This window comes from Streptomyces sp. BE303, assembly GCF_036290945.1.
GTDB lineage: Bacteria > Actinomycetota > Actinomycetes > Streptomycetales > Streptomycetaceae > Kitasatospora.
Genome location: NZ_JAQYWZ010000880.1, coordinates 250,347 through 275,345 on the forward strand (window position 1 = coordinate 250,347; position 24,999 = coordinate 275,345).

Genomic DNA, 24,999 nt, shown 5'->3' on the forward strand with positions numbered 1-24,999 from the left:
CTCTCCGCCGACTCCGCCGTCCGCGCGGCTCCCGTCGTGCCGGCCGTCCCCGCTCAGGACTTGCTGACCAGGTGGCCGCCGACGACGAGGTGGTCGAGGTTCATCGAGACGAAGGCGGCGACCGCCTCCTCCGGGGTCTCGACGATGGGCTCCCCGGCCGTGTTGAACGAGGTGTTGAGCAGCACCGGGCAGCCGGTCAGCCGTTCGAACTCGCCCAACAGCGCGTAGACGGTGGGGTTCTGGTGCTCGAACAGCGTCTGGTGCCGGGCCGTGCCGTCGACGTGCGCGGCGGCCGGGATGACGTCCGGCCTGGTCACCCGGGTGACGATCAGCATGTACGGCGAGGGCTGGCCGAGGTCGAAGAACTCGTCGCTGCGCTCGGCGCGGACGATCGGCGCGTACGGACGGAACCACTCGCGGAACTTGACCTGCTCGTTGAGGTGGTCCCGCACCGACGCCGGGTAGGGCGCCGCGAGGATGCTGCGGTGCCCGAGCGCCCGCGGCCCGAACTCGCTGCGGCCGTCCCACCAGCCGACGATCCGCCCGTCGGCCAGCAGCGCGGCCACCTCCCCGGGCAGGTCGTCGGGCCGCCGGGACGGCAGTCCGGAGGCGGCGACGGCCGCGTCCACCCGCGCCTGTGGGTACTCGGGCCCGAGGTAGGCGTCGGTGAGCGCGGGCAGCTCGTCCATCGGTACGCCCGCCAGCCGGTGCAGTCCGTAGTAGGCGCAGCCGAGGCTGATGCCGTTGTCGCCGGCGGCGGGCACCACGAAGATCCGCTCGAAGCCGGTCTCCCGGAGGATCCGGCCGTTGGCGACGCTGTTCAGGCCGACCCCGCCGGCCACGCAGAGGTCGGTCAGCCCGGTGCGCGCGTGCAGGGCGGCGGCGCAGTGCACCAGGGCGCGCTCCAGCACCTCCTGGGCGGCCCGGGCGATCGCCGCGCGGACGTCGAAGTCGGCGTCCCGGGCGAGGCGTTCGAGGACGTGCGAGACCTTGCTCGCGGAGATGCTGACCCCGCCGCCGGGCAGCAGGGCGACCAGCTCGGCGAGCTCGTCGACGAACCGCTCGTCCCCGTACGGGGCGAGGCCCATGGTCTTGCCGTCCTCGCTGACCGGGAAGCGGGTCTTCGGCCCGGTGTACGCGAGCCCGATCGCGATGCTGGCGCTGCGGTAGAAGTGGCCGAGCGAGTTGTCGGTCTCGCCGGGCTGGTAGTAGGCGCTCTCGGAGGCGGCGTCCACGACGTGCGCGCCGCTGACCCGGTCGAGCAGGCGGATGCCGTTCCGGTCCGCGGTGTACGAGCTGACGGTCTCCGCCTCGCGGCCGCCGGGCCCGGTCCGGTCGCCGGCCACCAGGCTGCCGGAGTTGTCGCAGACGAGCACGGCGGCGCGGTCCAGCCCGGAGGCCGCGAACGCGCTGTAGGCGTGCGCCAGATGGTGGTTGATCACCTGAACGCGGTTGCGGAACGAGTGGTAGAACGGGCGCGGCACCAGCTCGCAGGCGACGACGTGCTCCACCTCCGCCGCGCCGGTGCCGAGCTGTGCCAGGACGGCCTGCCGGCTGGCGCCCGCCAACAGGTCGGTGCCCAGGCCGTACTTGCTGCGCACCAGCCGTTCCTCGTCGACGGCGACGAGGCGGCTGCCGTCGGTCGCGCACGACGACCAGTCGTGCCCGGAGCCACCGAGGCCCAACACGGTCATAGGAGGTCCTTTCCAACGCGAGGGCACCGGTCGACGCGTACGGGGCTCCCCGCCGCAGGCCGGAGCGGCCGGGCGGGCGGAGGAAGAGGCGCACACCGGAGGGGGCTTGGGGGAACGCACACCGCAGAAGGGCTGGAGGAACGCGCACCGGAGGAGGACGGCCGGAAGCCGTCCTGGTGTCGGCGGAGCACAGGCACCCGGGAATCGGGGCGACATCGGCACTCTAGTCAGGCGGCGTCACAGACTGTCAAGAACGGGTGCCGGTCCGTGCCCCGAGTTGGCTCAAATCGCCTTTCGCGCCCGTACGTCCCCGGTGCGTCCAGTGGACACAAGGGATCTTCGGGTACGGAGCGGGAGCGGCGCGGACACGAACCCCAAGCGGAACGGCGTCGATCGTTCCGGACGCCGCCTTACCACCCGGCGGCCCCGTCGGCGGGCGCCTTTTCGGCCAACGTCAATCCGAGCGGGACACGACAAGCAGCGGAGCCGTTACCGTGATGCGGTGGCTGTCGGCCGCCGGCCGCCGCCCGTGTCTCCTTCGGGTGGCCCGCCTGTCCGTGGTGCCCCGACGCCCGTGACGCCCCGAGCTCGAACCCCGCCGGTGCCCCCATCCGGCAACCCGATCCCCTGTACGGCTGGACGAGGGAGTACTGGGTGACTGAGCAGCAACGCACCATCGTCATCATCACCGAGGGCGCCGCCCCCGCCCTGCTCGACCGCTGGTGTGCCCAGGGCCTCCTGCCGGGATTCGCCCGGCTCCGCTCCGAAGGGGCGAGCGGTCCGCTCGCGGCGGAGGGCACGCCCTACGAACCGCCCGGCCTGGTGAGCGTGCTCACCGGCCAACGCGCCGCCGACCACGGCTACTTCTCCTACTGGACCTGCCACGACCCGGAGTACTCGCCCCAGGTGCTCGGCTCCGGTGACCGCCGGCACCCGCTGCTCTGGCAGCACGAGGGCTTCGCCGGCCTGCGCTTCGCCTCGATCGGGCTGTTCGGGACCCACCCGATCGAGCCGATGGACGGGTCGCTGATCAGCTACCCCATGCAGGCGACCCTGCACGCCTGCCACCCGCGCGACCTCCAGCGCCGGCTCGCCAAGGAGGGCATCCGGCCGGTGCACGACGTCTCCATCTTCTGGACCGGCCAGCCGCGCGAGCAGCTGCTGCCCCGACTGCTGGAGGCCGATCGCCAGCGGGGGAGGGCCGCCCTCGCGCTGCTGCCGGAGCACGACGTGGTGATCGTCAACCTCACCAGTATCGACCGGACTTCGCACATCTACTGGCAGGAACTGGAGCACGGTCCCGACCGTGAGCAGGAGAGCGCGGTGTTCGCCGCGTACCGCACCTGCGACCAGGTCGTCCAGGACGCCCTGGCGGCGGCCGGGGACCGGGCCGACGTGCTGGCCTTCTCCGAGATCGGCTTCGGCCCGCTGCGCACCTACTGCTCCGTCAACGACGACCTGGAACGCGCCGGTCTGCTCGCCAGGACTCCGGACGGCCGGATCGACTGGGCGAACACCACCGCGTTCGAGGCCGTCCAGGGCACCCACGGCATCAACGTCAACGTGCGGGACCGCTACAAGGCCGGCCGGATCGCGGAGCACGAGTACGAGCGGGTCCGCGCCGAGGTGCGCACCGCGCTCCTGGAGACCGTCAACCCCCGCACCGGACGGGAGTTCCTCGCCGAGGTGCTCACCCGTGAGGAGGTCTACCCCGGCGCGGCGACGGCCGGCGCGCCCGACCTCCTCATGGAGCCCGCAGACTGGCGCTACCTGCCGATGGGCGATCCGCAGTGGGCCGCGCACGTCCACCGGACGTGGCAGAGCGGCTGGCACCGGCGGGAGTCCTACTGGGCCGGCCTCGGCCCCGGTTTCGCGTCCCGGTACACCGACGACACGGTGGCCGCCCCGATCGACGTGCCGGCCACCCTGGCCCGGCTGCACGGGCGACCGGTCCCCGAGGGGTGGCGCGGCCGCCCGCTCGGCCCGGCCGTCCCCTGAGACCAGGCTCCGTCCGACCCCCGAGTGCGGGCTCCGCCCGACCCCGAGTGCGGGCTCCGCCCGGCTCGTGCCCGACGCCCACGTTCCGCCCCGATCTGCAGCGGAGGTCCACTGTTCATGTCCGACATACGCGTACCTGAACGCGGGCGCCCGAGGCGCCGGACGGTGTCCGGGCCACCCGGGGGAACGGACCGTGCCGCCCTCGCCCCGAAGGCCTCGTTCACCCCGTGGGACCCGCCCTCACCGGACGTGCCCCACTGGACGGGCGCCGCCGACCGCACCCCGGTCGAGCTGCTGCGCGCCGCCCTTGCCGAGGGCCTGCTCGGAGGGCCGTGGCACGACGGCTTCCCCGCGTACACCTGGCACCGGGACGGCGACGACGTCCACGAGTTCCGGCTGACCGGCCGGCTGACCGGTCAGTACACCGGGTACCCCCTGCACCCCAGCGAATGGCCGGAGGGCCTCGGATGAGCACGCTCCCCGACGTCACGCTCGCCTGGAAGTGGCACGAGCCGTCGACCGTTCCCGCCGACGAGTTCACCGCGACCTGGGCCGACCTGGAGATGACGGTCGGTTCGGAGACGCCGCTGACCACCGTCGAGGACCGGGCCGCCGGCACCGTCCGCCCCCACACCACCGGCTCGCTCTACCCGCTCGCCGAGTGGATCGCCTTCAACTGGTGGTCGCTGCTGGCGGACGCCCGGCCCGGCACCCAGATCTCCCAGCTGCGCTTCTGCTACCGCAACGGCGTCGGCGACCAGCGCGGCGCCTGGTGGGTCCGCTCGCGGCGGCACGTCCTGCGTGCGGCCGGCGGCGGCTTCCACTGGCCGGACGTGCTGTTCGTGCCCGAGGGCCGGCAGACCCGGATCGTCTGGATCCCCGACGGAGGTCCGACGCCCCGGCCCGGTCCGCGCCACGTGGCGCGCGGCAACCTCGTGGTCGGCTCCGAGGCCCTCGCCGAGACGTTCCGCGGCTTCGTCGACGCCGTCGTCGCCCGGCTCGCCGACTGGGGCATCACCGGCACCCCGCTGCAGCGCGAGTGGGCCGCGCTCGCCGACACCGACGAGGCCGAGGCGGCGTTCTGCCGGGCCGCGGCGCGGCTCGGCCTGGATCCCTACACCGAGGCCGGACCGTACGCGGCGGAGATCGTCCGGGTCGTCCGGGAGCTGCCCGATCCGCTGTCCTTCGACTTCCTCAACGGGGTCGCCCCGGGCCGGATCGCGGACCAGCTCCGGTGGGTCGGGCGGGCCCGGGAGGTCGCCGGCCAGGGCGGCCAGGCCGACCCGGCCGTCACCGAGCTGCGCGAGCTGTGCGCGGACGTCCGGACGGCCTTCCACGCCCCGGGCCGGCTCGACAACGCCTGGCACCTGGGCTACGAACTGGCCCGCCGGGTCCGCGCCTGGGCCGGGGTGGCACCCACCGAGCGGTTCGAGACGGACACCCTGCTCACCCACCACACCGAGCCGGTCCCCTACGTCGACCGCGGCCTGGTCGCCTACGGGACGCGCACCGGCGCCGGGGGCCCCGCCCTGGTGTCCAGCCGGTCCTACACCGAGCGGCCGCGGCGCTTCCTGGAGGCCCGCGCCCTCTGCCACTTCCTGTTCGAGAACGGACCGGAGTTCCTGATCGCCGCCGCGCACACCCACCGCCAGCACGTGGCCCGCGGCTTCGCCCTCGAACTGCTGGCCCCCGCCCGGGGCGTGGCCGAGCGTCTCGGCGATCCGAGCGGGCTGGTCACCGCCGAGGACGTCGAGCAGATCGCCGAGGACTACGGGGCCGGCACCATCGTGGTGGAGCACCAGCTGGACAACCAGGTGCTGGCCCAGGACTTCCCGTGGGAGCCGACCGCACCGACCGTGTTCCGGGCCCCGCGCTACCCGCGGGAGGCGGCCCGGTGAGCGCCGACGACACACTCGGCACCGGCACCGGCACCGGCACCGGCACCGGCACCTTCCCGTACCCGGCCGGGCCCGGCGGCACCGTGCCGCCCCGGTACGCACGGCTGCTCGCCGAGGACCCGGTCTCCCGGGTGCGGCTCGCCGACGGCGCCGAGATCTGGCTGGTCACCCGGGACGCCGACGTGCGGACCGTACTGGCCGACCCGGCGTTCAGCCGGTACCGGGCCGCCGTGCTGCCCGGCAGCGGCTTCGGTCGCGGCCAGGGCACCGGCATCGTCGACCTCGACGCACCCCGGCACACCGGGCTGCGCGCACCGGTGGTGGCCGGTTTCGCCCCCGAGCGGGTGGCCCGCTGGCGCCCGCGCATCGAGGCCGTCGCCGACGAGTTGCTGGCCGGTCTCGCCGGCGCGCCCGGGCCGGTCGACCTGGTCGCCGCGTACACGGCGCCGTACGCCGGCCGGATCATCTGCGAGCTGCTCGGCTTCGACGGCGACCGGTGGTCCGTGATCACCGGCGACATCGAGACCCTGCTGCTGTCCGGCGGGTCGGACGGCCCCGGCACCGCGGCCGTCCGTGACCGCCTCCAGGGGGCCTTCGCCGGTCTGCTCGCCGAACGCCGCGCGCGGCCCGCCGACGACGTCGCGACCGTCCTGCTCGGGCTGGACGAACCGGCCTCGGGCGGGCAGCACCTCACCGACGGGGACCGCACCACCCTGCTGCACGGCCTGGTGATCTCCGGCTTCATCGGCGTCCGGGACCTGCTGGCCCGGCACCTCTACGCGGTGCTGGCCGAGCCCGACCGCCGGGAGCGGCTGGCGGCCAAGCCCGACCTGGTCCCCGGCGCGGTCGCCGAACTGCTGCGCTACTACCCGTCGAGCAACGACGGGCTGCTGCGGGTGGCCACCCGGGACGTCGAACTCTCCGGAGTCCGTGTCCCGGCCGGGGCCGCGGTGCTGCCGCTGATCTCGGCGGCCTGCCGCGACCCCCGGATCGTCGACCGGCCCGACACCCTGGAGCTCGACCGCACCCCGGTGCCCGTCGCCGCCTTCGGCGCGGGCCCGCACCGCTGCCCTGCACTGGACCTCGCGGTGGTCCAACTGACCGTCGGGCTGGGCAGGTTGGTCGCCACCTATCCGCAGGTCGCGCTCGCCGTGGCCGCCGAGGAGGTGCGGCACACCTCCGACCTGCTGCCGCTCGGCGTCGCGGCGCTGCCGGTCCGGCTGGGCGCCGCGGCCTGACCGCGTCGCCCGCCCGCCGGGCGCCGCGGACCCGGGCGGTCCGCCGGACCCGCCCCAGTCGCAGAGAGGAGGACGGATGGGAGAGCACTTCCCCCGGTACGTCGACGGCCGGCCCGCCCCGGCCCGGGACGGGGCGACCTTCCGGTCGTTCGAACCGGCCACCCGGCGGCACCTGGCCGACGTGCCGCGCTGCGGACCCGAGGACGTGACCGAGGCCGTGGCCGCGGCCCGCCGGGCCTTCGACCACGGGCCCTGGCCGCGTACCGCGCCGGAGGAACGGGCCGCCGTGCTGCGGCGGTTCGCCGACCGGCTCACCGCCGAGACCGCCCGGTTCGCCGAACTGGAGGTCCGCGACAACGGCACCACCCTGCGCAAGGCGCTCGGCGCCGACGTGCCCGGCGCGGTCGCGGCGTTCCGCTGGAGCGCCTGGTGGGCGGAGCAACTGCCCGAACGGCTGCACCGCGGACCGGCGGTGCCGGGAGGCCCTGCCGCGCGTCACCTGCGCTGGCACCCGCTCGGGGTGGTCGCGGTCGTCGTGCCGTGGAACCTGCCGCTGCTGCTCGCCGCCTGGCGGATCGCCCCGGCGATCGCGGCGGGCAACACCTGCGTCGTCAAACCGGCGTCCTTCACCTCGCTGACCACCCTCGGGCTGGTCCGGCTGCTGCACGAGTGCGGGCTGCCGCCCGGGGTGGTCAACGTGGTCACCGGGCCCGGAGGCACCACCGGGGAGAGCCTGGTCCGCGCGCCCGGCGTCGACCTGCTGTCCTTCACCGGCTCGGACGCGGTCGGCGAGAGTGTCCGGCGCGGGGCCGCTGCGGCCGTCCGGCTGGACCTCGGCGGCAAGTCGCCGAACGTGGTGCTCGCGGACGCCGACCTCGACCGGGCGGCCGACGGGGTCGTCTGGGGCGCCTTCCTGCACAACGGCCAGGTCTGCATGGCCGGTTCGCGCGCCGTGGTGCACGCGGCCGTGCACGACGAGTTCGTCGAGCGGGTCCGGGAGAAGGCGCTCGCCCTGCGGCTCGGCGATCCGCTGGACGTGGCGACCGACCTCGGTCCGCTGGTCTCGCGCAACCAGGTCCGCACCGCCCTGCGGTTCACCGAACTCGGGGTCGCCGAGGGCGCCCGACTGCTGTGCGGGGGCAGGGTGCCCGGCCCCGGCGAGCCGGCCGAGGGGCTGGACCCGCAGGCGTACTTCCCGCCCACCGTGCTGACCGGCGTCGAACCGGGCGCCACCGTGGCCCAGGAGGAGGTCTTCGGTCCCGTGCTCTCGGTGATCCGGGCGGCCGACGACGCCGACGCGGTGCGGATCGCCAACGGGTCGCGGTACGGGCTGAGCGCCGGGGTCTGGTCGGGCGACCGCGACCGGGCCCGTGCGGTCGCCGAGTCGCTGCACGCCGAACAGGTCTGGATCAACGACTACCGGCTGGTCGACCTCGACCTGCCGTCCGGGCCCGAGGTGACCGGTGACCTCGTCTGGGAGCGGCTGACCAACGAACTCGACGGCTACCGCCGCCGGCAGAGCATCACCGACGGCACCGGCCCGGCGGACCCGTCCGGGCCCGCACCCACCCCGTACCACCTCCTGGGGCTCTGAGCGCCCCGCCCTCCGGCCTCCCGTGGAGCCCCGATGAAGATCGGCATCGCGTTCCCCAACACCATCCCCGGCGCCTCCGGCCGGCTCCAGACGGAGTGGGCCGTCCGGGCCGAGGAGCGCGGCTTCTCGACCGTCTCCGCGACCCACCGGCTCCGCTACCCCGGGCACGAGCCGCTGCCGGTGCTCGCCGCGGCGGCGGCCGTCACCTCGCGGATCGGGCTGTCCACCAACATCCTGGTCGCCCCGCTGACCACGGCCGAGGTGCTCGCCAAGGAGGCGGCGACGGTCGCCTCGCTCGCGGAGGGGCGGCTCGTCCTCGGCCTCGGGCCGGGAGTGCGGGCCGACGACTTCGAGGCGGCGGACCGGGACTTCGGCCGCCGCGCGCAGGTCTTCGACGGGCAGCTCGCCGAACTCGCCCGGCTGCGCGGCAAGGAGGGCGCCGGGATCCTGCCCGGGCCGGTGCCGCCCGTCCTGGTGGGCGGGCTGAGCGCGAACGCCGTCCGGCGGGCGGCCCGTTGGGCGGACGGCTGGACGGCGCCCGGGCTGGAACCGGAGCTCGTCGCCCCGACCGTCCGGCAGGTGGAGGAGGAATGGGCGGCGGTGGGCCGGGAGGGGATGCCGAGGCTGGTGGCGCTGTCCCGGTACTGGCTCGGCGCGGACGTCGCCGAGGAGGCGGCCGGATTCGTCCGGGACTACTTCGGGGTGCTCGGGGACGAGGCGGAGTCCTTCGTCGAGAAGACCCCGCGCTCGCCCGGCCGGATCCGCGAGCAGATCGCCGAACTGGCCGCCGCCGGATTCGACGAGATCGTCTTCCACCCCACGGCGGCCCGCCTTTCCCAGGTCGACCGGCTGGCCGACGCCGTCCTTTCCTGAAAGAGCGCTCCCGAAAGACGGCTCCTGAAAGACGGCTCCTGAAAGACCGCAGACGCGCCCGTACGAAAGTGTTCCGAAGTGTTCCGATGTGTTCCGAGGTGAAATCGAGACCATGAACGCGACCCTGACGGGAAATAGGACCGAGGCCGTGGAGGACCTTCGGGAATTCGGCTACTGCCTCCTGGAGTCCCCGCTTCCGTCCGCCGAGTTCGAACGACTCCGGGACCGCCTGCTGGAGGTCGCGGAGGAGGAGCGCAAGGACGGCACCGCCTTTCTGTACGACGGCGGCAACCAGCGTGTCTTCAGCCTCCTCAACAAGGGCGAGGAGTTCGAGCGCAGCGTCTGCGACCCGCTGGTGCTGGAACTCATGGAGGAGGTCCTGGGCTTCAACTTCCTGCTGTCCAGCACGCACGCCAACATCGCCGGCCCCGGCGGGGTCGCGATGAACGTGCACGCGGACCAGACCTTCGCGCGACCGCCCTGGCCGCCGTACGCCCTGGTCGCCAACAGCATGTGGATGCTGGACGACTTCACGGAGTCCAACGGCGCGACCCGTCTCGTCCCCGGCACCCACCGGCTCGGCCGGCAGCCGGACTACGCGCGCGGCGAGGGCGACGTCGAGACGGTGCCGGTCTGCGCGCCGGCCGGCAGCGTGATGATCTTCGACGGCCGGCTCTGGCACCAGACCGGGGCCAACACGACCGACCGGCCCCGGCACGGCATCCTCAACTACTACTGCCGGGGCTACGTCCGGCAGCAGCAGAACTTCTTCTCCGGGCTCAGGCCGGAGGTCGCCGAGCGCAGCACACCCGCCATGCGGCGGTTGCTCGGTTTCGAGAACTACTTCTCGCTCGGCCTCGCGGACGGTCTGGAGTGAGCGCCGGACCGGGCGGCGCCGCGCCCGACCCGGGCCGGTTCCTCCAGGCCCCGGCGGCGCGGCCGGTGCTGCGGCTGGTGCTGGCGGACCCGGCGGGTGCGGCCGGCGGGGTGCTGCCGGCCGCGATGGGGCCGGAGCTGGCGGTGGAGCCGCTCGCCGGACCGCTCGACGGCGCGGAGCCCTGGTCGGTCGGCGCCGGTCGGTGGCCGCTGCTGCCCTGGGCGCTGCTCGCGGTGGCGGGTGCGGGGCCGGGCGGCGCGACCGTGCTGGCGGACGCCGTCCGGGCGGTTCGGGCCGCCGGGGCCGCGGGCCGGCCGCCGGCCGGACTGCTGCTCTGCCCGTCGCCGGACGCCGCGGCGCCGCCGCTGGAGGCCGGTGCCGAGGCCGACGGTCCGTTGCCCTGCCCGGTGGTGGTGCTCGCCCGCGACGGTGACGGCAGCGGCCCCGCCGGTACCGGTACCGGCGGGGCCGCGGACGGTGCGGTGGCGGCCTGGCGCCGTCTCGCGCCGGAGGCCTTCACCGTCCGGCTGCTGGGTCCGGCGGGCTGGTCCGACCCGGCCGCCGCCGCCGAGACGGCCCGGACGGTCAAGGAGGAACTGCACATCTGGCCCGCCTGACCGGTGGCGGCCCGGTCCCCGCAGGGCGGGCCGGGCCGCTCCGGGGCGCGGTGCGCGCCCGGCGGCGGTGCGCGGAGGCCCGGCCGGAGGGATCCGGCCAGGCCCTTCCGGTGGCGCGTGGTGTGTGGCGCGTGGCGTTCGGCACGTGGCGTGTGGTGCGTGGTGCGTGGTGTGTGGTGCGGTCAGCCGGTGAGGGCGCCGTACAGCTCCAGCGGACTGGCGCGCCGCAGGTCGACGTCGGCCGGCAGGTCCAGCCCCAGCTCCTCCTCCAGCAGGATGGCCAGCTCGATCATGCGGGCGGAGTCCACCAGCAGCTGGATGCCCAGCGGGACCTCCGGATCCAGCTCGACCCCCTCCACCCCGAGTCCGGCCACCAGGGCGGAGAGGAACTCCGCGAGGCTGTACGGACTCGACGTAGCTTCACCCATGGTCGGGGTGTCCTCTCGGTCGGGACCCGGTCGCCGCGCGCCCGCGGGCCGGCCCGGGGCACGCAGCGGAAGGTCCTGGACGTAGGGCAGGCCGAGCCGCAGGGCGGTCTCGGCCTTGGCCAGCTCGCCGCCGAGGTAGCCGGCGTGGGCCGGTTCGGCGACCACTCCGGCGCTCAGCAGCCCCAGCAGCATCGACTCGGCGCGGACGCCGGTCATCTCGTGCCGGGGGGTCAGGTCGTTGTCGTAGTGCCGCAGGACGATCCGCCGGGCGAGCAGGTCGAGGCCGATCACCACGAATCCGTCCAGCGCCCGGCTGATGCCCACCCGCCGGCCGCCGGGCCGCAGCCGCCGGAAGGCCGGCCGGGTGCTCGCGGGGCCGCCGTCGGCGCCCTCCCCGGGGCCCGCCGTGTCGTCGTCCGCGTCCGGGACGGCGGGGGCGGGCGCGGAGGCGGTGCGCGCCGACAGGTCGGCGATCACCCGGCGCAGCACCGCCGGGTCGCACTCGCCCCGGGCGTCCACCAGCTCGATCTGGGCGCGCACCTGCGCGACCTCGCGCAGCGCGACGCCGCGCAGCACCGGCAGGTAGCCCGCCGCCCCGCGGATCAGGCGCTGCTCGGCGTCGACCCCCTCGCGGAAGAGCGCGACGAGGCTCTGCCCGGCCAGGAAGCGCGGTGAGTCCCGTCCGCAGACGACCAGGCCGCGGATCGAGGGCCGGTGCGCGATGGTGCGCACCAGCTGCTCGATCCCGAGGTTGGCGGTCATCAGCGTCCCGACGATGGCCACGTCCGGCAGCCCGGAGAGCGGTTCGAGGAGCTCCCGGCTGCTGAGGCTGCACACCGCGATCCGGCCGGCCGCGGCGGGCTCACCAGGTGGCACCGCTGCCCTCGCCGCTGTAGCTGCGCGGCAGGCCGCCGGGCCCGAAGCTGGGCAGGGTGGAACTGATCTCCATGACGCGGGCGCCCAGCCGGGTGAGCCGCTTGCCGACCCGCAGCTGTTCGGAGCGGAGCCGGTCGAGCCGGTCGCGGAAGTACTCCTCGACGTCCACGACCTGGACCTCCTGCTTGTCCCGGTCGAGGGAGTCGTTCATCACGGCCTCCAGGTTGGACATGAAGAAGCCGTAGTTGAACTGGCCCATCTCCTGGCGGATCTCGTGCACCGTGGCCTTGAAGTCCTCCATCACCTCGTCGACGCCGGGCAGTCCGCCGAAGCGCCGGTGCAGCCGGGAGATGAAGGTCTGCATCACCACGTTGTAGGTCTCGAACTCGAAGACCGCGGACTGGTCGGTGATGACCCCGCGCTGGTGGTAGTCGTCGTTGTTGTAGAGCCTGGCGAAGTGCTTGGCCAGCAGGCCGACCCGCTCGTCGGCGAAGTCGTAGCCGTACGGGTCGAGGTTCTTCTGGTAGCTGTCCCAGAGCAGGCCCTCGCCCTCGATCCGGCGGACGATCGCGGTGCCCGGGTAGATCTCCAGCCGCTCGGTCATCCGGCGCAGGTTGTGGCCGGAGTTGTCGCGCAGGAAGCGGGCGTTGGCGATCAGGGTGTCGAGGGTGGCGTAGGGGTGGAAGGGGATGAAGCCCATCGCCAGGTAGATGCCGTGCTCGCGCAGCATCCGGATGATGGTGACGTTGTCCTCGACGGTGGCCCGCTTCTCCCAGAGCAGCAGCTCCTCGGCGGTCCCGGCCTCGATGCCGACGTTGACCTTCTCCAGCCCGGAGGCGGTGAGCAGGTCGAGCAGGGCGTGGTCCTCGGGGGTGTCGCTCCAGTTCTCGGCCCGCATGCAGACGTTGTAGTAGATGTCGAGGCCCCGGTCGAGCATGCCCTGGGCGATGGCGGCGGCCCGCTTCTTGCCGACCCGCCCGCCGTCCGGGTCCTCGAAGGTCGAGTCGACGAAGTCGAACGTGCGGAACTGGTGGCGCTCGACGATCTGCGCCACCTCCTCGACGATCTGCTCCGGGCCGCGCCCGCGCCAGGCCTTGCCGGCCTGCACGCGGTTCTTCAGGTGCGGGGCCGAGCAGAAGGCGCAGTTGGCGACGCAGCCGCGGCTGGTGCTGACCCGGACGTACTCCAGCTTGTCGCCGTGCTGGCTGAGCTGGTCGCGGGCCGGGAAGGGCAGCACCTCCAGGTCGTGGATGAGCGGCCGGGCGGGGTTCTGGCGCAGGGCGCCGTCGGCGTCCCGGTAGCAGATGCCGGGGCAGTCGGTGAGCGCCTCGTCGAGGTACAGGCGCTGGACCAGGTCGAGGATGGTGGGCTCGCCCTCGCCGACGGCGACGAGGTCCGTGTAGGGGTTGTTGCGCAGCACGTCGAGCCCGGCGAACGTGCCGGCCGGGCCGCCGCAGGCGATCGGGGTGTCGGGCAGGGCCTCCTTGAGCTGCCGGCAGAGGCTGACGCAGCTGGTGAGGTTGAGGCTCATGAGGGTGAAGCAGACGAGGTCGGGACGGTACGCGCGCAGGTGCTCGACGGTGGCGGCGTGCGCGTCCTCGTCGTGGTCGACCTCGCGGATCTCGGCGGTGAAGCCGACGCTCCGCAGGACGCTGGTCATGTAGGCGACCCCGAGGTGCTCGGGGGACATCACGAGGTCGCCGTCGAGCAGGATCAGGAAGCTGACCTTGAAGCGTCCGGGGTCGGTGATGCGCGGGTCGAGGGCGATGGCGAACTCGCCGGGCTTCTTCCGCGGGGGTGCGGGGCTGAGGTCGATGTCGATGGGCTGTCGCATCGGATGCTCCCGGTCAGGCGCTGGTGCCGGCGGCGGTCCGGTCGCCCCGGAGCCGGTTGTCGACGTACTCGGCGAGCAGGTCGAGGTCGTCGATGAGCTTGATCGACAGGTCCTCGTCGGCGATCTCGACGCCGAACTCGCTCTCCACCCAGATGAGGAACTCGATGGTGTTGATGGAGTCGAGTCCCAGGGCCTCCACGAGTCCGCGGTCCGGGATGTCCGCGGGGGAGAGGGACAGCTCCAGCGAGTCGACGAGCACCTTGCGCAGCCGGGCCTTGGTGTCCTGTGTGTCCTGCGTGTCCTGCATGACGCTCATTCCTCCGTGGGTGTGGCCGGTCGCTCAGAGGTAACCCATCTCGCGGAGCCGGCTGCTGGTGTAGTCGTCCTCCTCCTCGGCGGCACGGTCGGCCGCTTCGGAGGGCGGTGCCGTGGCGCTGCGGGCCGCCACCCGGGGGTCGGGCCCGGGGACGGGCACGCCCTCGGTGAAGATCTCGGTGCGGGCGCGGCCGTCGACGTCGTCGGGCCAGGCGGCGCCCAGGTCGGCGAGCAGCGTGGGCAGGGTGTCGGCGAGCGGGACGCTGCGGTCCAGCCGGCCGGGGCGGGTGCGCGGCGAGCGGTGCGCCCAGATGCCCTGGTGCCGGTGGAGGCCGGTCTGGGCGCTGGGCTGCCAGAGCTCGCCGGTGAGGTCGGTGACGGGCAGGACGGATTCGTCGGCGGGCAGCAGGAGCAGGTCGGGGGCGCGTCCGCGCAGCGGGCCCGGGTAGGCCTCGGCACTGGGCAGGACGCTGCGGAAGACCCGGTCCCCGGTGGGGCCCTTGAGGTCCTCGAACAGCTCGACGACCTCGGCGGTCACCCGGTCCCGGTCGCGGGGTGCGACGGTGCCCCGGGCCTGCCGCGCCCGCAGGTTGAGGTTGAGGCCGTAGCTGCCGGGGACGGGCATGTAGACGGCGGTGCGGGCGAAGTCGATCCGCCGGCCGCCGGCGGCGAACCAGCTCGCGGAGCCGTCGGCGGGCGCGTCGCCCGGCTCGGTGGCGAGCAGGCCCGCGTCTTCGAGGATCCGGTGCACGGCGAGCCCGTACCGGCCCTGGCCGAGGCCGTGGTCGGAGACCAGTGTCACCACGGTGTCCTCGTCGACCAGGTCGAGCAGCTCGCCGACGGCGGTGTCCAGGGCGCGGTGGATGCGGGTGTTGGCGAGCTCCCAGCCGGTGCCGGACGGGGCCGGCTCGTGCCGGGGGTGGGTGGTGTCCTCGTAGTGCCAGTAGTGGTGGCCGACCCGGTCGGCCTCGGTCAGGACGACCATCACCACGTCGGTGGGCCGGGTGGTCATCAGGTGCCGCACCGACCGCACCCGGGCCTCGACGTTGCGCTCCGCCTGCTCCAGGTAGCCGAGGTCGCCCCGGAACATGGTGGCCAGGTCGGACTGGAAGTGGGCTTTGGCGGCGGCGAGTTCACGCAGCAGGGAGTCCGGACGGCAGTGCCGCAGGGTCCGTTCGAGCGGCCAGGTGATCTGGTAGCCGGGCAGGTCGGCGGGCGGGTGCGACATCGGGATGTTGATCAGCCCGAGGGTGTACTCCTGGGCGGCCAGCCAGTCCCAGGCGGAGGAGCGGCCGAGGTCGCCGGCCTGGGTCACCCGGGCCCGGTAGTCCGGCTCCTGGGTGTCGTAGAACTGGTAGATGCCGTGCTTGCCGGGCTGACCCGCCGTCACGAAGGTGCTCCACCCGGGTGCGGTGTGGGCGGGCCAGGTGCAGGTGGTCCGGCCGACGGCGGAGGTGCGGAGCAGTCCCGCGATGTTCGGGAGCAGGCCCCGCTCGATCAGCGGGTCGATGACGTCGAAGGTTCCCCCGTCGATTCCGATGACGAGGGCACGGGGCGTGGGTGGCACGGGGGTTCGCCTCCAGCTGTGGGCAGCACCTGCGTTCCGGGTCCGGAGCTTCGCGCTGCCTGGGGATCCGCCCGGAGGGGGGAGTGCGGGGGTGGGGGCCGGTCTCCGCCGACGCACGGGTGCGCCGGCCACCGGCGGTCCGGGGCCGACCGCAACACTACGCATTTCTCCGGGATATTGGTACACGGCAGGACGGCCGAATTCCGGTGATCTCCCATTCGCCCCAGCCACCACAATTGACCACGGGTCACCGGGTGTTCCCGCCGGAAGCGGAATTTCGATCAACGGGGCGGGGCGGCGGGACCCGGCCGCGGGGCGGCCGGAACGGATCGGTCGGCCCCGGATGATCCTTACCGCGGGCCGTCGGCGGGGCCCGCGAGTATGTGAGGATTCCGTTCCGCCGGTTGACTTCGCCGGGCATCCCGGTAGAGCCTCTCAGGGCGGGCCGTTCGCTGAGGAATGAAGTGCCGACGGCTGTTCCCACGTATCTTCACGTATCTTCACGCACTGATCCCACCCGTATTCCGGCAGTGCGTCCCGTCCGGGTTCCCGGCGTTCCGTACCGGTGACCGGGGTGTGACGGGCCATGCCGATCGCCTCGCACGCGGAAGGGCCGACCCGATGCACTTACGCACGCGCTCCGCACCGGCCGGACCGGCCGTGGTCGTCCCCACCCGGGGCGACCACGAGCGGCTGCGGGTGACACTCGCCTGCCTGGCCGTGCAGAGCGCAGCACCCGGCCACGAGGTGATCGTGGTCGACGACAACGACGCGGGCGGGGCCGCCGCCGAGGGTCTCGCCGGTGTGCTCGGACAGGCGCGTGACTGGCTGCCGCTGCGGGTGGTGCCGGGCCCCGGCCGGGGTCGGGCCGCCGCCCGCAACGCCGGTGCGGCGGCGGCCGACGGGGCCGGCTGGCTGGTCTTCCTGGACGCCGACGTGATCGTCGGCCCGCACTTCCTCGCGGCGTACGCCGGGGCGGCCGAACCCGGCTGCTTCCTGCACGGCAGGATGCGTGAACTTCCGACCGCGGCGCGGTTGTTGGCGGAGGTGGCGGATGCCCCGCCGGCCGTCGTCCGGGAACTCGTGGCCGGTCTCGCCGACCCCGGCGCACCGCCCGACCGCAACCCCCGGCGCCGGACCGTGGCCAACGCGCTGGAGCGCGCGGTCGAGGCGATGGAGGCCGGGGTGGTGCCCGACGTCGCCCCGTGGCTCGGCCTGGTCGGCGCCAACTCCGCCGTGGAGCGCGAACTCTGGCGGCGGGCGGGCGGATTCGACGAGGAGTTCGGCCGGCTCTGGGGCTGCGAGGACCTCGAACTCGGGCTCCGGCTGTATGACCTGGGGGCGCGCCGGAGGCTGGTGCCCGAGGCCGGCGGCGTCCACCTCAGCCACGCCCGGCCGGACCGCTGGGACCAGCACGACCGCAACCTCGCCCGCTTCTCCGACCTGCACCCCCGGCCCTCGGTCCGCGCCCTGGCCGCCCTGCTCGGCCCGGAGGGCAGCCCGGAGCGGTACGCCGCGGCCGTCCTCGCCGCGACGGCGGACGCGCCGTGACCGGGACGGACACGGCACTCCGGCACGTCGTCGTCTCACCGCACCCCGACGACGCGGTCTGGTCGCTCGGCGGCCGGCTCGCCCGCTGGACGGCGCTGGGCGCCGAGGTCACCGTCGTCACCGTCTTCGACACCGCGGACGGCGCCGCGGGCCACACCGCGGGCCACACCGCGGACACCTCCCCGGGCCACCGCGCGGCCCACCGCCCGGACGACTGGCGGCGGATCGCCGAACCCGCCACCCGCCGCCGCGAGGACCGCGCCGCGCTCGCCGCGCTCGGCGTCACCCGGGTGTCCCTGGGCCTCACCGACGCCGCCCTGCGCACCTCCGCCGGCCGGCCCCGCTACACCGCCGCCCCCCGGGTCCTCGGCCGGCCCCACCCCGACGACGGCCCGCTGCCCGACACCATCGCCGAGGCGCTGCGCCCCTGGTGCCCGCCCGGCACCCGGCTGCACGCCCCGCTCGCCGCCGGACGCCACGTGGACCACGCCCTGGTCCGCGCCGCCGCCGAACGACTGGCCGTCCCCGGCACCGCCTGGTACGAGGACTTCCCCTACCCGCTGCGCCGTCGCGACCACGACGGACTGGTGGCCCGCTGCGAACCGCTCACCCCCGCCGACCTCGAACGCTGGCTGGCGGGCGCGGAGCACTACACCAGCCAGGCCCTGGCCCTCTTCGGGGGGCCGGGCCGCCTGCGCGAGGCGCTCGGCGCCCGGGCCCGCGGCCACGGCGCCGCCGCCGGACACCCGTACGCCGACCGCTACTGGCAGCGGCCCGGGCCGACGGAGGCGGGCGGCGCGCGGCAGACCCCTCGGCCACCCGCCTGACCCGCTCGTCCGGACCACCGCGCCCGCCCAGCCAGCCGACCGCGAAAGGACCGAGACCCCATGCCGTCCACCACGCCACTTCCCCTGATCGGCAACGACCTCGTCATCAACGAGGACTCCTGCAACCTGAGTTGCACCTACTGCCTGACCGGGCAGAGCAACCTCAAGGAGGGCCACTCCCTCAAGCTCATCTTCGACCCGCCCAAGCGCGACGACTACTCGCCGACCACCGACCTCGGGCGGCGCATCAACACCGTGGCCGGCCGGCTGCACGGCCGCTTCGACCTGCCGCTGCTCAAGGTGACCGGCGGTGAGATCTTCCTGGTCCGCGGCATCATGGACTTCCTGGAGGAGCAGTCCGCCCACTACGAGGTCCTGGTCATCCAGACCAACGGCGTCCTGGTCAACGAGGAGCAGCTGGCACGGCTGCGCTCCTTCGGCAACGTCGTCCTCCAGATCTCGCTGGACAGCCACCTGTACACCGGCAACAGCTACCGGGTGCAGTCCGAGTCCCTGCACGCCAAGGTGCTCCGCACGATCGGCCGGATCCTGGAATCCGGCCTGCCGGTGGAGATCTACGGCGTCCTCAACGACCGCAGCATCACCGAGCTGTGCGAGTTCGCGGGCTGGCTCGGAGGCTTCGACAACCCGCCCACCTTCTTCCCGTTCCCGGTGCGCGGCCCGGACTCCGAGACCTTCAAGGTCCGGCCGGACCAGATCGGCCACATCGAGGAACTCGTCCGGCGCTACGACGAGTTCGCCGACATCCTGCCGCCGCGTCCGTACTTCGACCGGCTGCTCAGCTTCTACCGCGAGGGCAAGCGGACCTTCCGCTGCCACCTGCCCCGGCTGGTCGTCTCCACCTTCAGCGACGGGGTGGTCACCCCCTGCCCCAACATCTGGTTCTCCGACATGGGCAACGTGCTGTCCGACGAGGCCGAGGGCGTCCTCGACAAGCTCGGCTCCAGCGGCCTCTACCAGGCGCTGCTCGCCCCCCGGCCGCGGCTGAGCGCCTGCCACGGCTGCTTCACCCCGTGGGACACCCTGTCGATGTACTTCGAGAGCGAGATCACCCTCGACGAACTGTGCGCCGCCCCCACCTACGCCCCGCCCCGGATCCGCGGCATGATCGAGCAGGCCAAGGCCGACTACCTGGCGGGCGCCGATGTCTGACGCCGCAGGGTCCGGCCCGCAGACGCTGCTCGGCGCCGTCGGCCGGCTCGACCCCGACCGGGAGGTGCTGCCGGGCCTGACCGCCGGCGCCCTCCTGGCCGCGGCCGGGGCCGCCGCGGACGCGCTCGCCGCCGAGGGCGTCGAGGGCGAGGCGGTGGTCCTGCGGCAGCCCAACGAACCCGCCTGGGTGACCGCCTTCCTGGCCCTGCTGGCGGCCGGCGCCCACCCGCTCCCGGTCGCCCCCGACACGCCGGACGCCGAGGTCGCCCGGCTGCTCGCCGCCGCCGGCGGCGGCCGGGTCCTGGACGCGGCCGGCCTGCGGCCGACCGGTACGCCCGGCCGGAAGTCCGGGGACGCCCCCGCGGTGCTGCTGCCCACCTCGGGGTCGACCGGTGCGCCCAAGCTGGTGCGGCGCTCCGAGGCGAGCTGGCTCTCCGAGGCCCGCCGCTACCGTGACGGGGTCGGCCTCACCGCGCGGGACACCCTGCTGCTGCCGGTCCCGCTCTCCCACGCGTACGCACTCGGCTGGCTCTGCGGCGGCCTGCTCACCGGGGCGGCCCTGCGGCCCGTCCCGCCCACCGCGCTCGGCCGGGTGGGCCGTGAACTCGCGGACGGCGCCACCGTGGTGGCCCTGGTACCCGCCACCGCCCGGCTGCTCGCCACCCGCCGCCGGCTGAAGGCCCGGCGGGCCGCCCCGGAGGACCCGCCGCCCGCCCCGGCGCTGCGGATCGCCATGGTCGGCGCGGGCCCGGTCGACGCCGCGCTCGACGCCCTGTTCCGCGAGGCCTACGGGATCGGACTGGCCCGCAACTACGGTTCCACCGAGCTCGGTGCCGTCCTCGCCGGGCCGGCCGGGCTCGCCCCGCTCGACAGCGGCTCCCCGCTGCCCGGCGTCACCGTCCGGCTCGTCGACCGCGCCACCGGCGCCGAGACGCCGGACGGTCCGGGGCTGCTCCGGATCCGCACCGACGCGCTCGCCGACTGGCACGACACCGGTGACCTGGCCCGGCGCCAGGGGAACACCCTGCGCGTCCTCGGCCGCGAGGGCACCGCCGTGCGGCGCGGCGGACGCTGGGTGGCCCCGTTGGAGATCGAGGCGGTGCTCCGCGGCCACGACGGCGTACGGGAGGTCCGGGTCGGAGCGCGGCGCCGCGCCCACGAGGGCGAGGACGGCATCGTCGCCGAGATCGTGGTCGCCACCGGCGGGCCGGACGAGAAGGAGCTGCGCGCGTACGCCGAGCAGCGCCTCGCCCCGTACAAGGTCCCCGACACCTTCCTCCTGCGGGCCGCGCTGCCGCGGACCGCCGCCGGGAAGGCCGCCGCCGCGCCCCGCTACCGGCTCACCCCGCGCGCGCTCGCCGCCGCCCGGGCCTACAAGGCCTCCGAACTGCTCTTCGCCCTGCACCGGTTGGGGCTGCTCGACGCGCTCTCCGACGGGACCGGGCTCGCCGAACTCAGTGCCGGGTCGGGCTGCGACCCGCGCGCCCTGGAACTGCTGCTGGACACCGCGACCGCGCTCGGCCTGCTCGACGCCGGGCCCGCGACGGCGCCCGCCACCGGGCCCGCCGCGAACCCCGCCACCGGGCCGGACCCGGCCGGGCCGCGCGTCCGGGCCGCCGAGCTGATCGCCTTCGTGGAGCTGGAGGAACGCCTCTCCCGCGACCTCGTCACCCGCGAGACCCTGGCGGCCGTCGCCCGCGCCGGCCTCGCCGGGCGCGACTTCGACCGCCGCTCCGCCGCCGACCCGGCGCACACCGCGCTGGTCCGGGCCTACCAGGGCGCCATGGGCGGGCCGGCGGCCCACGCCCGCACCGCCCTCGGACTCCGGCTGCTCCGCCCGCGCCCCGGCGCGCGGCTGGTGGAGGTCACCGCCGGCGCGGGCCGCTACCTGGAGCGCCTGCTCGCCGCCGACCCCACCGCCACCGGCCACCTCTGGCAGGCGGGCCGGCTCGCAGGACCGCCCGCGCCGGCGGTCGTCGAGGCCGTCGAGGCGGGGCGGGTCACCGTCGGGCCGCATCCGCCGCGCGGCGGGGCGGACCTCTGCGTCGTCGCCAACGCCGTGCACGACCCCGCCTCGGGCGCGCGGCTCACCGAACTGCTGGAGACCCTGCGGCCCGGCGGGAGGCTGCTCGTCGACGACGTGTTCCTGCCGTCCGCCGGCGATCCCGCGACCGCCGCCGCGCCCGACCTGGCCGGCGGCGCCGAACTCGCCCTCGACTGGCTGACCCACGGCGGCACCGACTGGCCCACCCTCGACGCGCTCGCCGCCGGGCTGGCCGAAGCGGGCGCCGACGTCGTCCGCAGGCTGCCGTTCGAGGGCTCCCCCTGTCATCTCGTCATCGTGAAGGAGGCCGACTGATGGGCGAATCCTCCGCCCGCATCGCGGACAGCATGGGACAGCACGGCCGGGTGGTCGTGGTCTCCGGAGCCTCCGGGGACATCGGCCGGGTCGTGGCCCGCCACCTCGCCGACCTGGGGGCCACCGTGGTCGCCGGCTACCACCACGGCGAGGAGCGGGTGCAGAAGCTCGCCGCCGAGATCGCCGAGACCGGCGGCACGTTCGTCCCCGTCCAGGCCGACCTGGCCACCCCGGACGGCCCCGCCCGGCTGGCCGGCACCGCCCTCGACCGGTTCGGCCGGATCGACGGCCTGGTGGCCGCCGCCGGGCTGCGCACCCGCCGTCTCGCGATGGCCACCGACGCCGCCGCGCTGGAGACCCTGCTCCAGGTCAACCTGGCCGGTTCGATCAACCTCGCCAAGGCGTGCCTGCGGCCGATGATGCGGGCCCGGTACGGACGCATCGTGCTGTTCGGCTCCCGGGCCGGCACCAGCGGCCTGCCCGGCCACAGCGCCTACGCCGCCACCAAGGGGGCCCTCCAGCCGTGGGCCGCCTCGCTGGCCGGTGAGGTCGGCAAGCACGGCATCACCGTCAACGTGGTGGCACCGGGGGCGATCCGGGCCGAGGTCATGGACTTCTCGCCGGAGGAGCGCGACCTCGTCCTCAAGTTCATCGGCGCCGGCCGGCTCGGCGAGCCCGAGGAGGTCGCCGCCGCGGTGGCGTTCCTGCTCTCCCCGGGGGCCTCCTACGTCAGCGGCAACACCCTCGTGGTGGACGGCGGTGCGCGCTTTTGAGCACCGCCCCGGGCGCCGGCACCACTCCCGGCACCGGCGCCGCACCGCTGCGCACCGCCGTCCTGGGTGCCGGCTGGGTGGCCCGCGAGGTCTGGGTGCCGCTGCTGGAGGCGCACCCGGTGTTCGAGGTGGCCGCCGTGGTGGACGCCGACCCGGAGGCGGCCCGCGCGGTCGCCCCGGCCGGCCGCGCCGTGCCGGTCGCCGCACGGCCGGAGGAGCTGGCGGACGTCCCGCTGGACGCCGCCGTCGTGGCGCTGCCCAACCACCTTCACGTCCCGGCGGCCCGGGTGCTGCTGCGGCGCGGGGTCCCGGTGTTCGTGGAGAAACCGGTCTGCCGGACGGGCGAGGAGGCCCGGGCGCTGCGCGCCGCGACCGCGCCCGGCGCGGGGGTGCACGCGTGGAGCGCGGCCCGCCACCGCGGCGACGTCCGGGCGCTGGCGGCCCTGCTGCCGGACCTCGGCGAGATCCGCGCTCTCGGCCTCAACTGGACCAGGGCGGCGGGGATCCCGCAGCGCGACGGCTGGTTCACCGACCGCCGGCTGGCCGGCGGGGGTGCGCTGCTCGACCTCGGCTGGCACCTGCTGGACGTCGGGTTCGACCTGCTCGGCTGGCCCGACGTCGCGCGGGCCCTGGGCAGCCTCTCCGGCGACTGGCTGGGGCGGGCCGAGGGAGCGGCCGACTGGAGCGCCCGCCCGGTCGCGCCCGGTGCCCCGTCCGGCCGGCCACCGGGAGCCCCCGCCGAGCGGGTCGAGGACACCGCCCGCGGCTTCCTGCTCACCACGACCGGCGTGGCGGTCACCGTGGAGTCCCGGTGGGCCTCGCACCAGCCGCTGGACAGCACCGTGATCACCGTGGAGGGCTCCGAGGGCGTCGCCGTGCTGCGCGGCACCTTCGGCTTCAGCCCGCACCGCCTCGGCCGCTCCTCGCTCACCGTGCTGCGGCGCGGCCGGGAGGAGAGCGTCCCGCTGCCCGAGGAGCCGGTCGGCGCCGAGTACGGGCGCCAGGTCGACGAACTCGCCCGGCGGCTCGTCCGGGCCCGCTCCGACGGCCCGGGACCGGGACCGGGCCCCGGCCCCGGGTCGGTGGCGGGAACGGGGCGAGCCCCCGACTCGCTCGCCGAGATCGCCGTCCTCGCGTCCTGCGTCGACCGGCTGTACGCGTCGGCCGGCCGCCCCGCCCCCGACCGGGGACCCGCCACCGACCCGGGACCCGCCACCGCACCCCACCCCCGAACCGCCGACCTCCCGCACCGGAGCCGCTGATGAAAACCGCCTACTTCACCCACGTCTGGGGCCGTGAGAACCTCACCGTCCGGGACCGCTACGACGAGCTGTGGCGGGAGGTCGAGGCCGCCGACCGGCTGGGCTTCGACTACGCCTTCTCGGTGGAGCACCACTGCACCCCCCGGGAGAGCTGGATGTCCTCCCCGGTGGCGTTCGCCACCGGCGCCGCCCTGCGCACGGAGCGCATCCGGGTCGGGCCGATGGGCTGGGTGCCGCCGCTGCGCCACCCGCTGCACGTGGTCGAGGAGGTCGCCACCCTCGACCAACTCCTCGGGGGCCGGCTGGAGGTGGGGCTCGCCTCGGGCGTCAGCGACGAGCCGTTCCTGCCGTTCGGCGCCGACTTCGCCAGGCGCAAGGTGCTCAACCGCGAGTGCGCGGACCTGCTGCGCACCGCGTTCGCGGCCGAGGGGCCCTTCGACTTCGACGGTCCGGTGCACCGGATGCGCGACATCGAGCTGTCCTTCGGCGCCGTGCAGCGACCGCACCCGCCGATCTGGATCCCCACCGGCGACCGCGCGACGCTCCGCTACCTGGCGACGATCGGGGGCCACACCGCCTCGACGATGATCGTGCCGCGCGCGGCGACGGCCACGGTCTACCGCCACTTCGTCGACTGGTGGCGGGCGGGCGGCCGGACGGGGGAGCCGAACATCGGCTACTGGAGCCTGGTGCACGTGGCCGAGACCGACGCCGAGGCGGAGTCCCGGGCCGCGGACCAGGTCGTCGACGCCTTCGTCAACACCCTGCGCTACGGCTCGGTGAAGCGCTCCGGCACGCCGGCCGCGCCGGCCAGCAGGCTCAGCACCGCCGACATCCTGGCGGGCTGCCACGACTTCAAGTTCCTGCTGGACCAGAACCTCGTGTTCGTCGGCTCCCCGGAGACCGTGGCCGAGCGGATCCGGGCGGCGGCCCTGGAGGGCTGCTTCAACACGCTGTTCGGCGAGTTCGTGTTCGGTGACATCGCGGGCGCCGAGGCGATCCGGTCGATGGAGCTGTACGCGGAGGGCGTGCTGCCCCGGCTGGCGGACTTCTCCCCGTTCGCCGCGCAGGAGGCGGAGGCCGACGGGCCCGACGCGCCCGCCGGTGACCGGGCGGACGGCGGACCGCGGGAGCAGGGGCGGACGGCGGTCCCCGCCGCCGTCCCGGGCCCGTACAGCGCGGACGAACAGGACGAGGTCGCCGCGCGCCTCGAAGCCCTCGGCTACATCGACTGAACCCGAGCGA

Annotated in this window: 20 protein-coding genes; 15 read left to right on the top strand and 5 right to left on the bottom strand. The window is 74.9% G+C overall.

The window, feature by feature from the left end; translation table 11 throughout:
* Nucleotides 1-53: 53 nt before the first annotated feature.
* Nucleotides 54-1,694 carry a carbamoyltransferase family protein gene (locus tag PUR56_RS32390; protein WP_329878946.1) on the bottom strand — a complete coding sequence of 547 codons (1,641 nt, stop codon included), beginning with the start codon at nucleotides 1,692-1,694 and terminating at the stop codon, nucleotides 54-56.
* 654 nt (nucleotides 1,695-2,348) lie between these two features.
* Between PUR56_RS32390 and PUR56_RS32395 the strand changes: the two genes are divergently transcribed.
* The 8 genes from PUR56_RS32395 (at nucleotide 2,349) to PUR56_RS32430 (ending at nucleotide 10,789) form a co-directional block, all read left to right on the top strand.
* The gene (locus PUR56_RS32395) at nucleotides 2,349-3,692 is read left to right on the top strand and encodes an alkaline phosphatase family protein (protein WP_329951558.1); all 1,344 of its coding nucleotides are present in this window, start codon (nucleotides 2,349-2,351) and stop codon (nucleotides 3,690-3,692) included.
* Between the two features lie 165 nt (nucleotides 3,693-3,857).
* On the top strand, nucleotides 3,858-4,163 hold the full coding sequence (locus PUR56_RS32400) for a hypothetical protein (RefSeq protein WP_329878944.1): 306 nt from the start codon (nucleotides 3,858-3,860) through the stop codon (nucleotides 4,161-4,163).
* Nucleotides 4,160-5,590 carry a hypothetical protein gene (locus PUR56_RS32405; protein WP_329951559.1) on the top strand — a complete coding sequence of 477 codons (1,431 nt, stop codon included), beginning with the start codon at nucleotides 4,160-4,162 and terminating at the stop codon, nucleotides 5,588-5,590. The genes PUR56_RS32400 and PUR56_RS32405 overlap by 4 nt, the downstream gene beginning before the upstream one ends.
* A complete protein-coding gene (locus PUR56_RS32410) occupies nucleotides 5,587-6,828 on the top strand; it encodes a cytochrome P450 (RefSeq protein WP_329951560.1) in 1,242 nt (413 codons plus the stop codon). Before PUR56_RS32405 ends, PUR56_RS32410 begins: the two co-directional genes overlap by 4 nt.
* Nucleotides 6,829-6,904: 76 nt before the next feature.
* Nucleotides 6,905-8,422 carry an aldehyde dehydrogenase family protein gene (locus tag PUR56_RS32415; protein ID WP_329951561.1) on the top strand — a complete coding sequence of 506 codons (1,518 nt, stop codon included), beginning with the start codon at nucleotides 6,905-6,907 and terminating at the stop codon, nucleotides 8,420-8,422.
* Between the two features lie 33 nt (nucleotides 8,423-8,455).
* Entirely contained in the window at nucleotides 8,456-9,295 is an 840-nt protein-coding gene (locus tag PUR56_RS32420; RefSeq protein ID WP_329951562.1) for an LLM class flavin-dependent oxidoreductase, read from the top strand.
* Between the two features lie 112 nt (nucleotides 9,296-9,407).
* Nucleotides 9,408-10,172 carry a phytanoyl-CoA dioxygenase family protein gene (locus tag PUR56_RS32425; RefSeq protein ID WP_329878939.1) on the top strand — a complete coding sequence of 255 codons (765 nt, stop codon included), beginning with the start codon at nucleotides 9,408-9,410 and terminating at the stop codon, nucleotides 10,170-10,172.
* The gene (locus PUR56_RS32430; RefSeq protein ID WP_329951563.1) at nucleotides 10,169-10,789 is read left to right on the top strand and encodes a hypothetical protein; all 621 of its coding nucleotides are present in this window, start codon (nucleotides 10,169-10,171) and stop codon (nucleotides 10,787-10,789) included. The genes PUR56_RS32425 and PUR56_RS32430 overlap by 4 nt, the downstream gene beginning before the upstream one ends.
* A 182-nt stretch (nucleotides 10,790-10,971) precedes the next feature.
* Here PUR56_RS32430 and PUR56_RS32435 read toward each other — a convergent pair whose 3' ends face one another.
* The 4 genes from PUR56_RS32435 to PUR56_RS32450 are packed head-to-tail and all read right to left on the bottom strand — an operon-like array spanning nucleotide 10,972 to nucleotide 15,809.
* Complete coding sequence (locus PUR56_RS32435; RefSeq protein ID WP_329951564.1) at nucleotides 10,972-12,093, bottom strand: DUF4346 domain-containing protein; 1,122 nt, start codon at nucleotides 12,091-12,093, stop codon at nucleotides 10,972-10,974.
* A complete protein-coding gene (locus tag PUR56_RS32440; protein WP_329951565.1) occupies nucleotides 12,080-13,927 on the bottom strand; it encodes a B12-binding domain-containing radical SAM protein in 1,848 nt (615 codons plus the stop codon). The genes PUR56_RS32435 and PUR56_RS32440 overlap by 14 nt, the downstream gene beginning before the upstream one ends.
* A 13-nt stretch (nucleotides 13,928-13,940) precedes the next feature.
* Entirely contained in the window at nucleotides 13,941-14,234 is a 294-nt protein-coding gene (locus PUR56_RS32445) for an acyl carrier protein (RefSeq protein ID WP_329878935.1), read from the bottom strand.
* 33 nt (nucleotides 14,235-14,267) lie between these two features.
* The gene (locus PUR56_RS32450) at nucleotides 14,268-15,809 is read right to left on the bottom strand and encodes an alkaline phosphatase family protein (RefSeq protein WP_329951566.1); all 1,542 of its coding nucleotides are present in this window, start codon (nucleotides 15,807-15,809) and stop codon (nucleotides 14,268-14,270) included.
* A 621-nt stretch (nucleotides 15,810-16,430) separates the two neighbouring features.
* Between PUR56_RS32450 and PUR56_RS32455 the strand changes: the two genes are divergently transcribed.
* The 7 genes from PUR56_RS32455 to PUR56_RS32485 are packed head-to-tail and all read left to right on the top strand — an operon-like array spanning nucleotide 16,431 to nucleotide 24,989.
* Nucleotides 16,431-17,360, top strand: a complete 930-nt coding sequence (locus tag PUR56_RS32455) for a glycosyltransferase family 2 protein (RefSeq protein ID WP_329951567.1) — start codon at nucleotides 16,431-16,433, stop codon at nucleotides 17,358-17,360.
* The gene (locus PUR56_RS32460) at nucleotides 17,357-18,187 is read left to right on the top strand and encodes a PIG-L deacetylase family protein (protein ID WP_329951568.1); all 831 of its coding nucleotides are present in this window, start codon (nucleotides 17,357-17,359) and stop codon (nucleotides 18,185-18,187) included. Before PUR56_RS32455 ends, PUR56_RS32460 begins: the two co-directional genes overlap by 4 nt.
* Nucleotides 18,188-18,247: 60 nt before the next feature.
* Nucleotides 18,248-19,360 carry a radical SAM protein gene (locus PUR56_RS32465; protein ID WP_329951569.1) on the top strand — a complete coding sequence of 371 codons (1,113 nt, stop codon included), beginning with the start codon at nucleotides 18,248-18,250 and terminating at the stop codon, nucleotides 19,358-19,360.
* A complete protein-coding gene (locus PUR56_RS32470) occupies nucleotides 19,353-21,719 on the top strand; it encodes an AMP-binding protein (RefSeq protein WP_329951570.1) in 2,367 nt (788 codons plus the stop codon). The genes PUR56_RS32465 and PUR56_RS32470 overlap by 8 nt, the downstream gene beginning before the upstream one ends.
* Nucleotides 21,719-22,492, top strand: a complete 774-nt coding sequence (locus tag PUR56_RS32475) for an SDR family NAD(P)-dependent oxidoreductase (protein ID WP_329878929.1) — start codon at nucleotides 21,719-21,721, stop codon at nucleotides 22,490-22,492. Before PUR56_RS32470 ends, PUR56_RS32475 begins: the two co-directional genes overlap by 1 nt.
* Nucleotides 22,489-23,754, top strand: a complete 1,266-nt coding sequence (locus PUR56_RS32480) for a Gfo/Idh/MocA family protein (protein WP_329951571.1) — start codon at nucleotides 22,489-22,491, stop codon at nucleotides 23,752-23,754. The genes PUR56_RS32475 and PUR56_RS32480 overlap by 4 nt, the downstream gene beginning before the upstream one ends.
* Entirely contained in the window at nucleotides 23,754-24,989 is a 1,236-nt protein-coding gene (locus PUR56_RS32485) for an LLM class flavin-dependent oxidoreductase (protein WP_329878927.1), read from the top strand. Before PUR56_RS32480 ends, PUR56_RS32485 begins: the two co-directional genes overlap by 1 nt.
* Nucleotides 24,990-24,999: the final 10 nt, after the last annotated feature.

Excerpts from the sequence above, each read along its gene's own strand:
- PUR56_RS32420 (WP_329951562.1), top strand. The coding sequence starts at position 8,456 with ATGAAGATCGGCATCGCGTTCCCCAACACCATCCCCGGCGCCTCCGGC.
- PUR56_RS32405 (WP_329951559.1), top strand. The coding sequence starts at position 4,160 with ATGAGCACGCTCCCCGACGTCACGCTCGCCTGGAAGTGGCACGAGCCG.
- PUR56_RS32440 (WP_329951565.1), bottom strand. The coding sequence starts at position 13,927 with ATGCGACAGCCCATCGACATCGACCTCAGCCCCGCACCCCCGCGGAAG.
- PUR56_RS32425 (WP_329878939.1), top strand. The coding sequence starts at position 9,408 with ATGAACGCGACCCTGACGGGAAATAGGACCGAGGCCGTGGAGGACCTT.
- PUR56_RS32415 (WP_329951561.1), top strand. The coding sequence starts at position 6,905 with ATGGGAGAGCACTTCCCCCGGTACGTCGACGGCCGGCCCGCCCCGGCC.
- PUR56_RS32475 (WP_329878929.1), top strand. The coding sequence starts at position 21,719 with ATGGGCGAATCCTCCGCCCGCATCGCGGACAGCATGGGACAGCACGGC.
- PUR56_RS32455 (WP_329951567.1), top strand. The coding sequence starts at position 16,431 with ATGCACTTACGCACGCGCTCCGCACCGGCCGGACCGGCCGTGGTCGTC.
- PUR56_RS32465 (WP_329951569.1), top strand. The coding sequence starts at position 18,248 with ATGCCGTCCACCACGCCACTTCCCCTGATCGGCAACGACCTCGTCATC.
- PUR56_RS32445 (WP_329878935.1), bottom strand. The coding sequence starts at position 14,234 with ATGCAGGACACGCAGGACACACAGGACACCAAGGCCCGGCTGCGCAAG.
- PUR56_RS32390 (WP_329878946.1), bottom strand. The coding sequence starts at position 1,694 with ATGACCGTGTTGGGCCTCGGTGGCTCCGGGCACGACTGGTCGTCGTGC.
- PUR56_RS32485 (WP_329878927.1), top strand. The coding sequence starts at position 23,754 with ATGAAAACCGCCTACTTCACCCACGTCTGGGGCCGTGAGAACCTCACC.
- PUR56_RS32470 (WP_329951570.1), top strand. The coding sequence starts at position 19,353 with ATGTCTGACGCCGCAGGGTCCGGCCCGCAGACGCTGCTCGGCGCCGTC.